The sequence below is a fragment of the Streptomyces sp. NPDC002698 genome (assembly GCF_042888945.1).
GTDB lineage: Bacteria > Actinomycetota > Actinomycetes > Streptomycetales > Streptomycetaceae > Streptomyces.
The window spans coordinates 313,594-327,393 of the sequence record NZ_JBIAQM010000001.1; the positions used below are offsets into that span (position 1 = coordinate 313,594).

Sequence of the window (13,800 nt, forward strand, 5' to 3'; positions counted from 1 at the left end):
CGGGAACCGGCGCGGCTCACTCCTCGACGAGGAGCTTCTCCCGGAGCTGGGCCAGGGTGCGGGCCAGCAGCCGCGAGACGTGCATCTGCGAGATGCCGACCTCCTGCGCGATCTGCGACTGCGTCATGTTGCCGAAGAAGCGAAGGAGCAGGATCCGCTTCTCCCGCGGGGGCAGGTCCTCCAGCAGCGGCTTGAGCGACTCGCGGTACTCGACGCCCTCCAGCGCCTCGTCCTCGGCGCCCAGGGTGTCCGCGACCGCCGGGGACTCGTCGTCCGTGTCGGGGACGTCCAGGGACAGCGTGGAGTACGCGTTGGCGGACTCCAGGCCCTCCAGGACCTCCTCCTCCGAGATGGCCAGCTTCTCGGCCAGCTCGTGCACCGTCGGGGAGCGCCCGTGCAGCTGGGAGAGCTCCGCGGTCGCCGTGGTCAGCGCGAGGCGCAGCTCCTGAAGACGGCGCGGGACGCGCACCGCCCAGCCCTTGTCGCGGAAGTGCCGCTTGATCTCGCCGACCACCGTCGGGGTCGCGTACGTCGAGAACTCGACACCGCGCTCCGGGTCGAACCGGTCGACCGACTTGATCAGCCCGATCGTCGCGACCTGGGTCAGGTCGTCCAGCGGCTCACCGCGGTTGCGGAAGCGGCGGGCCAGGTGCTCGACGAGCGGCAGGTGCATGCGGACGAGCTGGTTGCGCAGCTCCGCGTACTCGGCGCTGCCGTCCTGGAGTTTGCGCAGCTCGATGAACATCGCCCGCGCCCCGCTGCGGTCCTGCGGGTCGTGCCGGACGTGCCGCTCGCTCGGCCCGCGCAGGATCTGCTGGGCCTCCTGCACATGGGCCTCCTGCACACCCTGCGCGCCCTGCTCGGGCTCTCGCTCGTGCTGCGCGCCCTGCACGTTCTGCTCCGCGTTTCGCTCGTGCTCGCTCATAGTCCCGCCCGTCACCATTTCCCGAGCTCGAGGCTCTTCCCCCGTGTCCTCGGCCGCGCTCGAACCGGGGGGACCTCCCCGGCCGGGGAAGGCTCCCGGCTGCGCCGCTGCCGCCGAGGAGACGCCGATCTCCGGATGCGGCCGGGCCTGCTCGGGGATGCCGTCGACGCCGTCCGCCGTGTGCCGCGGCCCGCCCGGACCGTCGGCGCGCCCCGCGGGAGGCTCCCGTGTGCCGCGCTCTTCGTCCCGCACCGGCCCGTCCCCGTTCCTCACGCCGGCCCGGGTCCCGCGCCGCGTTGTTTGTAGAGGCTGATCGAAACGGTCTTGTCCTCGGAGACGGTGGAGTCGACCTTGCCCGCGAGAGCGGACAGGACGGTCCACGCGAAGGTGTCACGTGACGGAGCGTGACCATCGGTGGTCGGCGCCGAGACCGTGACCTCGAGTGAGTCGTCGATCAGCCGGAAGACACAACTGAGCACCGAGCCGGGGACGGCCTGCTGCAGCAGGATCGCGCAGGCCTCGTCCACGGCGATGCGCAGATCCTCGATCTCGTCGAGGGTGAAGTCCAAACGGGCCGCCAGCCCGGCCGTGGCCGTGCGCAGTACCGACAGGTAGGCACCCGCGGCCGGCAGCCGGACTTCCACGAAGTCCTTCGTCGCGGGCTCGCCTGCGATCTGGGACACCCTCACCTCCATGGTGGTACAAGCTCATTCGAGCTCTTTCGGGGGCCGAGGGTCGCCCCCCGGGGTAACGCGCTACGTCGTTCAGCGGTGACGCTACCGCGCTCCCGACTTTCCTGTCCTGGGGACCCCGTCCCTTGCTGTCACTCATAGTAAGCCTATGAGTACGGACAGTGGCTAGAGGTCTGCGGCCCCAAATAGGAAGAGCGCGCGCCGGGTTGACGTACCCAGACGTCAGACGGTCGAACCGTCCGGATCGGGAGTCACGCGCGTACGTGATCCACGGCTCAGACGAGGACGTGGTCCACGAAACACCAACGCCAGTTCTCCCCCTGCTCGAACGTGCGCATGATCGGATGTCCGGTGGTGTTGTGATGCTCCGAGGCGTGCCGCAGCGGGGAGGAGTCGCAACAGGCGAGATGCCCGCACTCCAGACACAGCCGAAGCTGCACCGGGTGGGTGCCGGCGGCCTCGCACTCCAGGCAGGTCTCGCTCCCGGGGTCGGGTTCGGGCTGCGGCAGCGCGTCGGCGTGCGTGCACTGTTTCATGATTGCCAGGTTACGTCGGGCGTGCGGGACACCGCGCGGAAATGTCGGGCGCGCGGGACACCGCGCGGAAAACGAGGGCGGGCGGAAGACGATGGACGTGTTGCCACTGCTGTTGCTGGTCGCGGGGAGCGCGGCGGTCGCCGGGGCCGCCCGCCGCACCCCGGTCCCGGCACCCCTGCTGATCGTCGCCGTGGCCCTGCTGGTCTCGTACATCCCCGGAGTGCCGACGTACGAACTCGACCCCGACGTCGTGCTCCCGCTGGTGCTGCCCCCGCTGCTGTACACGGCGGCCACCGACAGCTCCTACCTCGACCTGAGGGCCCAGTTGAGGCCCGTCGCGCTGTTGTCGGTCGGCTACGTCCTGTTCGCGACCCTCGCCGTCGGCTGGGCCGCCTACCTGCTCGTACCGGGCCTGCCGCTGCCCGCGGCGCTCGTCCTCGGCGCCGTGGTCGCGCCGCCGGACGCGGTGGCCGCGACGGCCGTGGCCCGCCGTGTGGGACTGCCCTCACGGATCACCACGATCCTCCAGGGCGAGTCCCTGGTGAACGACGCGACCGCGATCACCGCCTACAAGGTGGCGCTCGCGGCGGCGGTCGGCGAGGGCGCGACCTGGGCGGGCGGCATCGGCGAGTTCCTGCTCGCGGCGGTCGGCGGGGTCGCCGTCGGACTCGTGCTGATGATCCCCATCCACTGGCTGCGCACCCACATGAACGAGGCGCTCCTGCAGAACACCCTCTCCCTGCTGATCCCCTTCGTCGCCTACGGCATCGCCGAGCAGTTCCACGCCTCCGGTGTGCTCGCGGTGGTCGTCGTCGCGCTCTACCTCGGACACCGCTCCTGGGAGGTGGACTTCGCGACCCGGCTCCAGGAGGAGGCGGTGTGGAAGATGGTCGCCTTCGTCCTGGAGTCCGCGGTGTTCGCGCTGATCGGACTCCAGCTCCCGGTCGTCCTCAAGGGCCTCGGCGCCTACGAGGGGACGACCGCCGCCTGGTACGCCCTCGCCCTCTTCCTCGTCGTCGTCGTGACCCGCTTCGTGTGGGTGTACCCCGCCACCTTCCTGCCCCGCCTCCTGTCGGCGCGCATCCGCGAGCGCGAGGCCAACCCCACCTGGAAGGGGCCGTTCGTCATCGGCTGGGCCGGCATGCGCGGCGTCGTCTCGCTCGCCATCGCCTTCTCCGTCCCGCTCACCGTGGACGGCGGTGACGCCTTCCCCGAACGCAACCTGATCCTCTTCCTGACCTTCACCACCGTCATCGGCACCCTGGTCGTGCAGGGCCTGACCCTGCCCCCGCTCATCCGGCTGCTGAAACTGCCGGGACGCGACACGCAGGCCGAGACCCTCGCCGAGGCCAACGCCCAGGCACAGGCCTCCCGCGCCGCCGAGGAGCGCCTCGACGAACTCCTCGCCGACGAGCGCAACGCCCTGCCGCCGCCGCTCGCCGAGCGCCTGCGCACGGTCATGGAGCGGCGCCGCAACGCCGTCTGGGAGCGGCTCGGCGCGGTCAACCCGGTCACCGGCGAGACCGCGGACGACACCTACCGCCGGCTCTCCCGCGAGATGATCGGCACCGAGCGCGACGTCTTCGTCAAGCTGCGCGACCACCGGTACATCGACGACGAGATGCTGCGCACGCTGCTGCGCCGGCTGGACCTGGAGGAGGCGGCGGCCTACCGGGAGGCGGCCTGAGGTCCGGTCCCCGGGGCGGGGAACGGCGCTCCTGTGATCACCGCCGCCACCGTCGTGCCGCGCGGGAACGCCCCTTCCTCGACGAGGGCGACAAGTCCGTAGAGCATCTTGGCGACATAGAGACGTTCGACGGGCAGCCCGTGCCGCTGCTCGAAGTCCTCGGCGAAGGCGTCGAGTTCGGGTGTGATGCGGGCGTAGCCGCCGAAGTGGAACCGGTCGTCGAGGGACCAGGTTCCGCGCCGGGCGCCGAACGCGTCCCGCTGGAGCGCCTCCGTGTCGGCGTCGAGGAAGCCGCCGCGCAGGACCGGGACGCCCAGCGCCCGCCGGCCGGCGCCGAGGCCCGCGGCCATCCCGGCGAGGGTGCCGCCGGTGCCGCAGGCGAGGGCGGCCACGTCGATGCCGTCCTCGTCGCGCAGTTCCTCGCCGAGTGTCCGGCAGCCGCGCACGGCGAGGGCGTTGCTGCCGCCCTCGGGCACGACGTACGCGTCCTCGGCGCCCGCCGCCCGCAGGATCCCGGCCAGCGTCCGGGGTTCCGTCTTGTGCCGGTACGTCGATCTGTCGACGAAGTGAAGGCGCATGCCGTCGGCGGCGCAGCGGGCCAGTGAGGGGTTCAGGGGGCGGTCGGCCAGTTCCTGGCCGCGGACCACGCCCACGGTGGGCCGCCCGAGGAGACGGCCCGCGGCGGCGGTGGCGCGCAGATGGTTCGAGTAGGCCCCGCCGAAGGTGACCAGCGTGCGGCCGGCCGCCGCTTCGAGGTTCGGCGTCAGCTTGCGCCACTTGTTGCCGATCAGCTCCGGGTGGATCAGGTCGTCCCGCTTCAGCGCCAACCGCACGCCGCGCCGCGCGAACCGCTCGTCCCCGGCCTCCACCAGCGGCGACGGGAGCCGCGGCGGGGGGCCGACGGGAGCGGGAGTCCCGCGCGGGGTGCGCGGGCCCACGGGAGGGGCCGTGACGGCCGGGTGCGGCACGACACGCGCGGTGCGGGAGTCCGGGGGACCGGCCGTGACCACCGGGTCCGCCGGGTGGGCGGCGCGGCGCGTGGCGGCCGGATCGGGGGCTTCCGGGCCGCCGGGGGCGGGCCCGGGGCGGTCCGGGCCGTCGTCCGGGGTGTCGGGGCTGGTCACGGGTCCATTGTCGGACACCTGTCCGGGTGCGGCCGGACGCGGGAGCCCGCGGCGCCGGCCGCCCGCGCCGGCCCTCGGCGCCTCAGCTCACTTCAGCAGCTCGCGGACGCGTCCCCGCAGCGAGCTCATCGTGAAGCCCCGCGGGTCCACCTTCCCCGGCTGCCACTCCAGGTGGCCGATGACCGAGCGCTCCGTCCAGCCGTGGAACCGGCAGATCGCGGCGGAGACCTTGGCGATGGCGTCGAGCTGCGCCTCGGGCCACGGGTCCTTGCCGTCGCCGAGGTTCTCGCACTCGAAGCCGTAGAAGTGGCGGTTGCCGTCGGTGTTCGCCTCGTTGTCGTGCGGCAGCGCCTTCTCGGCGATCACCGCGCGCAGCACGTCGTCGTCGCCGAGGCCCGCGTGGTTGGCGCGGCCGTAGCCGATCAGGTGCACGACGCCGTCCTTGGTGATGACCCCGTGGCACAGCGGTCCGGGCAGGTCCTCGCGGCCCTCGCGGCACAGCCCGACCGTGAGCGCGCCGCCCGAGGTCACCGTGTGGTGGATCATCACCCCGTGCACCGGCCCCCACGGGCCCTTGTGATTGCGGTTGTGGTGCTCCCAGTCGCCGACCTCGACGACATGGACTCCTTCGTCCCTGATCCGGTCGAGGAACCTGCCCGCGGACATGGGCGATGCCATGGCCGACTCCTTCGCGCTGTTCGTCGGCCGCCCTGCCGCGGCCGTCTGGTACCGCAGCTTCTATAACCGGCCGGGTGGCCGGAACCAGCCGTTCGCACAGCGTGCGAGCCGATCCGGTCAGCCCGGGAGAAGCGGAATCGGCCCTCCCTGCCCACGCCCGGAGTGATCCATTCCCCCTCATTCGTGTAATGGCATCAGCACACACAGTGATGAAAGGCTTGGCCGCGAAGATCAGTGCACGACCGGGAGGGCAATTTTCATGTCGGTAGGCGAAGAGGTCCGCGCGGAGCAGAACCGTCCGCAGCAGAGTCTCGGCACATCAGCCGCGCGGAACCTGGCCACCACCACCAAGTCCGCGCCACAGATGCAGGAGATCAGCTCACGGTGGCTGCTGCGCATGCTTCCGTGGGTGAACGTGCAAGGTGGCACGTACCGCGTGAACCGGCGGCTCAGCTACTCCGTGGGCGACGGGCGCGTGACGTTCGTCAAGACGGGCGACCGCGTCCAGGTCATCCCCGCGGAGCTCGGAGAACTGTCCGTGCTGCGGGCGTACGAGGACCACGACGTGCTGGGCGAGCTCGCCCAGCGGTGCCAGCAGCGGGAGTTCGCACCGGGGGAGGTGCTGACCTCGTTCGGCAGCCGGGCCGAGGAGGTGTTCCTCCTGGCGCACGGCAAGGTCGAGAAGATCGGTACCGGCCCCTACGGGGGCGACACGGTGCTCGGTGTCCTCGCCGACGGCGCGTACTTCGGCGAACAGGCGCTCATCGACCCGGAGGCCATCTGGGAGTACACGGCCCGCGCGGTGACGGCGGTGACCGTGCTCGTACTGCCCCGCCAGGACCTCGAACAGGTGGCGGAACGTTCCGAGTCCCTGAGCGGACACCTTCGGGAACTGCGCGCGATTCCGTCGCAGCGCACCAACAAGTACGGCGAGAAGGAGATCGACCTCGCGGCCGGCCACACCGGTGAGCAGGACATCCCGGGCACCTTCGTGGACTACGAGGCGGCCCCGCGCGAGTACGAACTGAGCATCGCCCAGACCGTCCTGCGCCTGCACACGCGCGTGGCGGATCTCTACAACCAGCCGATGAACCAGACCGAGCAGCAGTTGCGGCTCACCGTGGAGGCGTTGAAGGAGCGCCAGGAGCACGAGCTCATCAACAACCGCGAGTTCGGCATGCTCAACAACTGCGAGTACGACCAGCGGCTCCAGCCGCACGACGGCGTACCGAGCCCGGACGACATGGACGAGCTGCTCAGCCGCCGCCGCGGCACCAAGCTGTTCCTCGCCCATCCGCGCGCGATCTCCGCGTTCGGCCGGGAGCTGAACAAGCGCGGGCTCGTCCCCGAGAGCATCGAGGTGGCCGGCAACCGCATCCCGACCTGGCGCGGGGTGCCGATCTTCCCGTGCAACAAGATCCCCGTCAGCGACGCCCGTACGACCTCGATCATCGCCATGCGTACCGGCGAGGCCGAACAGGGAGTGGTCGGGCTCCAGCAGGCGGGCATCCCGGACGAGATCGAGCCGAGCCTGTCGGTGCGCTTCATGGGCATCAACGAACAGGCGATCATCTCCTACCTGGTGACGGCGTACTACTCGGCCGCGGTACTCGTGCCGGACGCGCTCGGCATCCTGGAGAACGTCGAGATCGGGCGCTGGCGGTGACGTTCCGCGAAGCGGAGCCCGGTGCGGTCCCGCCTCCCGGGGCGGGACCGCACCGGGGACGAGCGCCCTCGCACGGCGGCCTCCTCGGCGCCACCGTCAGCAGGTGTTCCGGAGCGATCGAGAGGGTGAGGGCATGACGACCCGGACACGGCAGGGACCGGCCGGAATCCCCGGCGGACGGCGCCCGACGAGGCCTTCGGACCGACGGGGTCCCGGCCCGAGCCCCATGGAGAGACCGGGGAGACCGGGCTCGCCGGGCCCGCTCGACGCGCAGGAGGCCGCGGTCGTCCTGGAGCGGGCGCGGGCGTGCGTCGACCCCGAGCTGCGCCGGGCCGTCGACTCGCTGCCGGGCTCCATGCGCCGGATCGCGCTGTACCACTTCGGCTGGGAGCAGGCGGACGGCACCCCGGCGGCCGGGAACGCCGGCAAGGCCATCCGGCCGGCGCTGGTGCTGACCGCGGTCCAGGCGCTCGGCGGACAGCGCGCGGCGGCCGTACGGGCGGCCGCCGCGGTGGAGCTGATCCACAACTTCACCCTGCTGCACGACGACGTGATGGACCGGGACACCACCCGCAGACACCGTCCCACCGCGTGGACCGTGTTCGGCGACGCCGACGCGATCCTCGCCGGGGACGCCCTCCAGGCCCTGGCCCTGGGGATGCTCGCCGAGGACCCGCACCCCGCGTCCTCGGCCGCCGCCGCGCGGCTCGCGGGCTGCGTCGTCGAACTGTGCGCGGGACAGCACACGGACACGGCCATGGAGAAGCTCGGCCCGCACGAGGTCACCCTCGACGAGTGCCTCGCCATGGCCGAGGCGAAGACGGGCGCCCTGCTCGGCAGCGCCTGCGCCATCGGCGGGCTGTACGCGGGGGCGCGCGCCGAGGACGTCGAGGCTCTCGACGCGTTCGGCCGGGAGGCGGGACTCGCGTTCCAGCTCATCGACGACGTGATCGGGATCTGGGGAGACCCGGGCCGCACCGGCAAACCGGCCGGGGCGGACCTCGCCGTCCGCAAGAAGTCGCTGCCCGTGGTCGCCGCGCTCGCCTCGGGCACCCCGGCGGCCGCCGAACTCGCCGAGCTGTACGCGGCGCCCTACCGGGAAGGGGAGCTGGAGCGCACGGCGCTGGCGGTCGAGCGGGCGGGCGGGCGTGACTGGGCGCAGGCCCAGGCGGCCGACCGGATGTCCCGGGCGATGCACGAACTGTCCCGCGCGGTGCCCGACCCCGAGGCGGCGGGCGGCCTTCTCGCACTCGCCGAGTTCGTCACGCGGCGCAGCACCTGACCGGTTCCGGTGCCGCTGGTCGACGGCCCCGGAACCCCGGGCGCCGTACGGAACCTGACATCCGTGCGGTGCCCGGCTCCGTGTGCGGGCACGGGGGCGTAATAGGCTCAACCGCCGTACGGTCGAGGCTGGTTGGGGCGAAGGGCGGGGCTGGTCATGGGTGTGGCGATCCGGGTGGCGGACGAGGCGGACCGGGGGCTGGTCGTCCGGCTGCTGGACGAGGCCTTCCAGGACGATCCGGTGAGCAGCTGGGTCTTCCCCGACCCGGCGCAGCGCCGCGCGAAGCACCCCGGGCTGATGGCGGCCTTCACCGACGTGGTGCTCGCCGAGGGGCGTGTCGATCTGACCGAGGACGGTTCGGCGTGCGCCCTGTGGCTGTCCGTCCCCGCCGCCGGGAACCACGACGGCGAGGGCGGGAACCAGGGGGACGGCGAAGCCGACGGGGCGGACGAGGACGGTCCCGCGCAGCTCCGCGAGGCCGTCGACCCGGACAACGAGCGCGTCGAGCTGATCGGCCGGCTGACGGCCGCCGTCCACCCCGAGGGGCGGGCCCACGCCTACCTGTGGATGATCGGGGTGACGCCGGAGCGCCAGGGCGAGGGCCTCGGCCGCGCGCTGATCGAGTCGGTCCTCGACCGCTGCGACCGCGAGGGACTGGCCGCCTACCTGGAGGCGAGCAACGCCCGCAGCCGCGCACTGTACGAACGGCTCGGCTTCGCGCTCTCGGGCCGCCCCCTCGACCTGCCGGACGGCCCGCGGATGTGGCCGATGTGGCGCGAGCCGCGTCCCGGGGGACCGGCGCGGGCCTAGGCAGGGGACAGGGGGCCGGGGCTGGGGCCGGGGCTTGTTCCGGACGTACGACAGGAAGCGGTGGGTCCGCCGTCCTACCCTGAAGGCATGGGCACGGATGAGCATGTATGTCCAGAATGCGGGCAGCCGGTCGCCACGGTCGTGCACCGGTACAAGACGCTGGGCGCCTGGGTGCCCAGATGGGGCCCCGGACCCTGCCGCAACCCGGACTGCTCGGCCTACGCGGACGAGCCAGGACACGGACACGGACACGGCCACCACGAGGGCGAGGGCCAAGAGCAAGGCGAGGGGCAAGAGCAAGGCCAAGGCGGGGGCGAGGGGCGGGATCTGCCGGAGGAGGCCGCGGCGGAGCCGTCCTGACGCACGCCGGACACCGCCGCGCGAGGTCGTGAAAAGTCGTGCGGGGAACGTGTAGAGAAACGCGGGCCGGCTCCGACGTCCCCTGTGAGAGCCGCCCACGACGGGCGGTCCGAGCCGAGGAAGCCGAAGGAGCGGACTCATGAAGTACCTGGTGATGGTGCAGGGCACACAGGCCGACTACGAGGGCATGCGGGGCAACGCCTCCGCGCAGGCGCCGGTCTGGAGCGAGCAGGAACTGCAGGCCATGTACGCCTACATGGGCGCGATCGGCGACGACCTCTCCGAGTCCGGCGAACTCGTCGACGCCCAGGGACTGACCGAACCCGCGCGGGCCCGCCAGGTGTCCCTGGACGCGGACGGCAAGGCCGTGATCACCGACGGCCCGTACAGCGAGACCAAGGAGCTGATGGCCGGCTACTGGGTGGTCGACTGCGCGAGCCTGGAGCGGGTCACCGAGATCGCCGAGCGGGTCACCCGTTGCCCCGGCCCCGAGGGCCAGACCGGCCACCCGGTGGTCATCCGGCCCGTCCAGGAGGGGGCCGGGGACATCTGAGCGGGATGAGGGACACGACCGAGGTCGAGGACCTGCTGCGCCACCACGCGCCGCAGGTCCTCGGCGCGCTCGTCCGCCGCTACGGGCATTTCGACTCGGCCGAGGACGCGGTGCAGGAGGCGCTGCTCGCGGCCGCCGGACAATGGCCCGGGAAGGGTGTGCCGGACAACCCGCGCGGATGGCTGATCAAGGTCGCCTCGCGCCGGCTCGTCGACGCCCTGCGCGCGGAGGAGGCACGGCGGCTGCGGGAGGAGAAGGCCGCGGCGCTGACACCGCGGGACGCCTTCACGGCGCCGCCGCCGGGCTCGGACCGTGCCCCGTCGCCGGACGACACCCTCTCCCTGCTCTTCCTGTGCTGCCATCCCGCGCTGCCCCCGGCCGCGCGGATCGCCCTCACCCTGCGCGCGGTCGGCGGCCTGACCACGGCGGAGATCGCGCGGGCGTACCTGGTGCCCGAGGCGACCATGGCACAGCGGATCAGCCGGGCCAAGCAGCGGATCCGGGGGGTGGGTCTCGGCCGCCCCGACCACTGGGAGGAACGGCTCCCCGCCGTCCTGCACACGCTCTACCTGATCTTCAACGAGGGATACACGGCGACCTCCGGCTCGGCCCTCCAGCGTGCCGAACTCGCCCATGAGGCGATCCGGCTGACCCGCACGGTCCGGCAACTGCTGCCGGAGGACGGCGAGGTGACCGGACTGCTCGCCCTGATGCTGCTCACCGACGCCCGGCGCGCGGCGCGGACCGGGCCGCACGGAGAACTCGTCCCCCTCGACGAACAGGACCGCGCCCGCTGGGACAGGGCGGCGATCGAGGAGGGGGTGACCCTGGTGACCGAGGCGCTGGCGCTGGGACCGGCGGGCCCGTACGCGCTCCGCGCCGCGATCGCCGCGGTCCACGACGAGGCGCCGTCGGCGGAGGCGACGGACTGGACCGAGATCCTCGGCCTGTACGACCTCCTCGTCCGCCGGGTCCCGGGTCCCGTCGAACACCTCAACCGCGCGGTCGCCGTGGCCATGGTGCACGGGCCGCGTGCCGCCCTCGCCGAACTCGACCGGCTGGAGGGGGAGCCGGCGGCCGGGCACCGGCTGGACGCGGTCCGGGCCCACCTGCTGGAGCGCGCGGGCGAACCGGACGCGGCGCGGGAGGCCTACGCGTCGGCGGCGGCCAAGACCCTCAGCCTGCCCGAGCGCCGCTATTTGGAGGTGCGGGCGGCCCGGCTGCGTACGTAGCGTGGTCCGCATGTCCGAACCTCTGCTGCATCTGACCGAGCGTTCCCTGTGGGAAGCGGCCCGCGCGTCGGGCACCTTCGAGATCTCCACCCGCGGCCGGACCCTCCATGAGGAGGGCTTCATCCACTGCTCGCTGCGCCGCCAACTCCCCGCCGTGGCCGCCATGGTGTACGGCTCCTACACCGGACCCGACGAACTCGTGGTCCTCGTGATCGACTCCGAACGGCTCACGGCGCCGGTCCGCTTCGAGGCGATGGACCCCGGCGGGGAGGAATTCCCCCACGTCTACGGGCCCATCGAGGTAGACGCGGTCGTGGACGTGGAGGCCTGGGACCAGGGCGGGGTGGCCCCGGCGTGAGCGCGGCGGGGGAGCGGCGCCGGGTGCGGCGCCGGCTCCTGGTGCTGTGGGCGGTCGCCGTGGCCGGCGGCGGCATCCTCACGCTCTGGCTCCAGGCCTCGGCGCAGCCGCCACCGCCCACCGGCTGGTACACCTCCGAGCAGGACGGCCGTGACGGGCCCTAGTGCCCCGGCAGGCTGCCCGTCGCGGGATCGCGGCCGGTCAGGCAGTAGGTGCCGCCGGCGGGGTCCCGCATCACCGTCCACCGCGCGCCCCGGCCGACCGCCGTCGCGCCCAGGGATTCGTGGTGGGCCCGGACCGCCTCGACGTCCGAGCAGGCGAGGTCCAGGTGGGCCGAGGCGGGACGTCCGGTGCCCAGGCGTTGCAGCAGGATGCGCAGCGGCAGTCCGGAGGGCGGCCTGACCAGATGGAACTCGGGCAGCGCTCCGGGGAGGGACTCCCACCCCGTGAGCTCGCTCCAGAAGACGGTCTCGGCGTCGTACACGCCCGGCGCCAGGTCGATGCTCACCTGGTCCAGCCGGCTCGTCGCCCCGTCCGGTCCCTCGACCACAGGCGGCCGCGCCGATTCACCGTTCCACGGCACCGCGCAGAACAACTGCCCGCCGGGGGAGCGCAGTACGGCCCACCCGTCGTGGTCCGCGACGACCGCGGCACCCAGCCGCAGCGCCCACTCCACCAGTGCCGGTACGTCCTCCACGGACAGGTCGAGATGCGCGCCCCCGACGCCGTCCCCGACACCCTGGGCCTTCACGCACGCGTCCCCCTCGCCGGGCAGCAGCGTCACGAACTCGCCCTGGCCGCCACGGGGTTCGGACAGCTTCGTGCCGGTGACCGCCGTCCAGAAGCCGAGGGCCCGTCCGAGCTCCGCCGCGGGCCGGTCGACGAAGGCGTGGGTCCACCGGACGACCGGCCCCGTGGTCTTCGAGGGCTTCCCCGCCTCACCGTCCGTACGGCTCATACCGCCTCCTCGGCGATCAGGCCACGCAGCGACGCCTTCATCCGTGCGACGAAGGCGTCGCGGGTCTCGGGGGAGAGGACGTCCAGGGAGAGATACGGGTTGAGGTCCTCCAGCTCGACGAGGAGCAGCTCGCCGCCGGGTGCCCGGCAGGCGTCCACGCGCTGGATGCCGTACGCGATGTCGTTCCACTCGACGAACCGCTGCGCGAACTCCCGGTCCTCGTCGGTCGGTTCGTACGGCTCCAGGGCCCAGCGCCGCTCCGGGTCGGGCGCGTACAGGGCGTACTGGAGGGTGTGGTCGACGAAGTAGAACGACACCTCGTAGCGGAAGTCGACGCGCGGCTGGACGAGGAGGTCGCCGAACGGCAGGGAGGCGAGTTCCTCGCGCGGAACGAACTCCAGGCCGATGGAGTCCGCGCCCTGCCTCGGTTTCACCACGTACATGGCGGCCTCGGGCAGCAGGCCCAGATCCTGTGCGCGGTCGACGGTCGGGATGACGGGGAACCCGGCGGCGGTCAGCTCCAGCAGGTAGTCCTTGCCGGCCATGTCCCCCTTGCCGGAGAGCTGGTTGTAGACGCGGACCCCCTCCGCGAGCGCCCGTTCGCGGAACGCGTCGTACGCGGCCTGGTAGTGCAGGACGGGCCCGCTGTTGCGTACGACCACGGCGTCGAAGCCGGTCATCAGCGCGGCCGCGTCCAGCGGGTGGCACACGGCGATGTCGAAGTCCTCGCGCAGCCGGGAGGTCAGGGCGATGTCCTCGTCGCAGTACCGCCGCCCCTTGGCCGGATAGGCCAGGTCGCTGACGAACAGGACGCGGGGGCGTGCGGACGGCACGGATGGCTCCTCGAAGCGTTCGGACGGTTCGTCCCGCGGGCCGATCATGCCCGCGGAACACGGACGTAGTGTCCCTCCCCCGCGATCCCGGCCTCCTGCCGCCCCC

Annotated in this window: 15 protein-coding genes; 8 read left to right on the forward strand and 7 right to left on the reverse strand. The window is 72.6% G+C overall.

Going from position 1 to position 13,800, the window contains the following annotated elements; all coding sequences use genetic code 11:
- Window positions 1–16 precede the first annotated feature (16 nt).
- From ACFYW9_RS01380 to ACFYW9_RS01390, 3 genes are all read right to left on the reverse strand, one after another.
- A complete protein-coding gene (locus ACFYW9_RS01380) occupies window positions 17–1,198 on the reverse strand; it encodes a SigB/SigF/SigG family RNA polymerase sigma factor (protein WP_389143101.1) in 1,182 nt (393 codons plus the stop codon).
- Window positions 1,195–1,608 (reverse strand): anti-sigma regulatory factor, encoded by a 414-nt coding sequence (locus ACFYW9_RS01385; RefSeq protein ID WP_328448386.1) that lies wholly within the window; start codon window positions 1,606–1,608, stop codon window positions 1,195–1,197. The genes ACFYW9_RS01380 and ACFYW9_RS01385 overlap by 4 nt, the downstream gene beginning before the upstream one ends.
- Before the next feature lie 284 nt (window positions 1,609–1,892).
- Window positions 1,893–2,153: a UBP-type zinc finger domain-containing protein gene (locus tag ACFYW9_RS01390; protein WP_351859245.1), complete on the reverse strand. Its 261-nt coding sequence runs from the start codon at window positions 2,151–2,153 to the stop codon at window positions 1,893–1,895.
- Between the two features lie 91 nt (window positions 2,154–2,244).
- Here ACFYW9_RS01390 and ACFYW9_RS01395 point away from each other — a divergent pair, with 91 nt between their 5' ends.
- Window positions 2,245–3,840: a Na+/H+ antiporter gene (locus ACFYW9_RS01395; RefSeq protein WP_351859247.1), complete on the forward strand. Its 1,596-nt coding sequence runs from the start codon at window positions 2,245–2,247 to the stop codon at window positions 3,838–3,840.
- On the opposite strand, the gene ACFYW9_RS01400 is transcribed toward ACFYW9_RS01395, so the two are convergent.
- On the reverse strand, window positions 3,822–4,778 hold the full coding sequence (locus ACFYW9_RS01400; RefSeq protein WP_389143571.1) for a 1-aminocyclopropane-1-carboxylate deaminase/D-cysteine desulfhydrase: 957 nt from the start codon (window positions 4,776–4,778) through the stop codon (window positions 3,822–3,824). The two genes, ACFYW9_RS01395 and ACFYW9_RS01400, sit on opposite strands and share 19 nt — an antisense overlap.
- A gap of 273 nt (window positions 4,779–5,051) precedes the next feature.
- Window positions 5,052–5,642, reverse strand: a complete 591-nt coding sequence (locus ACFYW9_RS01405) for an N-acetylmuramoyl-L-alanine amidase (protein WP_351859249.1) — start codon at window positions 5,640–5,642, stop codon at window positions 5,052–5,054.
- Window positions 5,643–5,901: 259 nt separating this feature from the next.
- On the opposite strand from ACFYW9_RS01405, the gene ACFYW9_RS01410 reads away from it, so the two are divergent.
- The 7 genes from ACFYW9_RS01410 (at window position 5,902) to ACFYW9_RS01440 (ending at window position 12,067) form a co-directional block, all read left to right on the forward strand.
- Window positions 5,902–7,308 (forward strand): family 2B encapsulin nanocompartment shell protein, encoded by a 1,407-nt coding sequence (locus ACFYW9_RS01410; protein WP_389143107.1) that lies wholly within the window; start codon window positions 5,902–5,904, stop codon window positions 7,306–7,308.
- A gap of 133 nt (window positions 7,309–7,441) precedes the next feature.
- Complete coding sequence (locus ACFYW9_RS01415) at window positions 7,442–8,590, forward strand: family 2 encapsulin nanocompartment cargo protein polyprenyl transferase (protein ID WP_389143110.1); 1,149 nt, start codon at window positions 7,442–7,444, stop codon at window positions 8,588–8,590.
- A gap of 156 nt (window positions 8,591–8,746) precedes the next feature.
- Window positions 8,747–9,400 (forward strand): GNAT family N-acetyltransferase, encoded by a 654-nt coding sequence (locus tag ACFYW9_RS01420; protein WP_389143113.1) that lies wholly within the window; start codon window positions 8,747–8,749, stop codon window positions 9,398–9,400.
- Between the two features lie 499 nt (window positions 9,401–9,899).
- Window positions 9,900–10,313, forward strand: coding sequence for a YciI family protein (locus ACFYW9_RS01425; protein ID WP_389143116.1), 414 nt, complete (start codon window positions 9,900–9,902; stop codon window positions 10,311–10,313).
- A 5-nt stretch (window positions 10,314–10,318) separates the two neighbouring features.
- The gene (locus tag ACFYW9_RS01430) at window positions 10,319–11,545 is read left to right on the forward strand and encodes an RNA polymerase sigma factor (RefSeq protein ID WP_389143119.1); all 1,227 of its coding nucleotides are present in this window, start codon (window positions 10,319–10,321) and stop codon (window positions 11,543–11,545) included.
- 10 nt (window positions 11,546–11,555) lie between these two features.
- Complete coding sequence (locus ACFYW9_RS01435; protein ID WP_351859264.1) at window positions 11,556–11,903, forward strand: DUF952 domain-containing protein; 348 nt, start codon at window positions 11,556–11,558, stop codon at window positions 11,901–11,903.
- On the forward strand, window positions 11,900–12,067 hold the full coding sequence (locus ACFYW9_RS01440) for a hypothetical protein (RefSeq protein WP_389143123.1): 168 nt from the start codon (window positions 11,900–11,902) through the stop codon (window positions 12,065–12,067). Before ACFYW9_RS01435 ends, ACFYW9_RS01440 begins: the two co-directional genes overlap by 4 nt.
- Here the strand turns inward: ACFYW9_RS01440 and ACFYW9_RS01445 are convergent.
- Window positions 12,064–12,861 (reverse strand): VOC family protein, encoded by a 798-nt coding sequence (locus tag ACFYW9_RS01445; protein ID WP_389143126.1) that lies wholly within the window; start codon window positions 12,859–12,861, stop codon window positions 12,064–12,066. The genes ACFYW9_RS01440 and ACFYW9_RS01445 overlap by 4 nt on opposite strands.
- The gene (locus ACFYW9_RS01450) at window positions 12,858–13,694 is read right to left on the reverse strand and encodes a hypothetical protein (protein WP_389143129.1); all 837 of its coding nucleotides are present in this window, start codon (window positions 13,692–13,694) and stop codon (window positions 12,858–12,860) included. Before ACFYW9_RS01450 ends, ACFYW9_RS01445 begins: the two co-directional genes overlap by 4 nt.
- Window positions 13,695–13,800 lie beyond the last annotated feature (106 nt).

Coding starts and splice junctions, on each gene's coding strand:
- ACFYW9_RS01390 (WP_351859245.1), bottom strand. CDS start 2,153: ATGAAACAGTGCACGCACGCCGACGCGCTGCCGCAGCCCGAACCCGAC.
- ACFYW9_RS01395 (WP_351859247.1), top strand. CDS start 2,245: ATGGACGTGTTGCCACTGCTGTTGCTGGTCGCGGGGAGCGCGGCGGTC.
- ACFYW9_RS01405 (WP_351859249.1), bottom strand. CDS start 5,642: ATGGCATCGCCCATGTCCGCGGGCAGGTTCCTCGACCGGATCAGGGAC.
- ACFYW9_RS01410 (WP_389143107.1), top strand. CDS start 5,902: ATGTCGGTAGGCGAAGAGGTCCGCGCGGAGCAGAACCGTCCGCAGCAG.
- ACFYW9_RS01415 (WP_389143110.1), top strand. CDS start 7,442: ATGACGACCCGGACACGGCAGGGACCGGCCGGAATCCCCGGCGGACGG.
- ACFYW9_RS01420 (WP_389143113.1), top strand. CDS start 8,747: ATGGGTGTGGCGATCCGGGTGGCGGACGAGGCGGACCGGGGGCTGGTC.
- ACFYW9_RS01425 (WP_389143116.1), top strand. CDS start 9,900: ATGAAGTACCTGGTGATGGTGCAGGGCACACAGGCCGACTACGAGGGC.
- ACFYW9_RS01430 (WP_389143119.1), top strand. CDS start 10,319: ATGAGGGACACGACCGAGGTCGAGGACCTGCTGCGCCACCACGCGCCG.
- ACFYW9_RS01435 (WP_351859264.1), top strand. CDS start 11,556: ATGTCCGAACCTCTGCTGCATCTGACCGAGCGTTCCCTGTGGGAAGCG.
- ACFYW9_RS01445 (WP_389143126.1), bottom strand. CDS start 12,861: ATGAGCCGTACGGACGGTGAGGCGGGGAAGCCCTCGAAGACCACGGGG.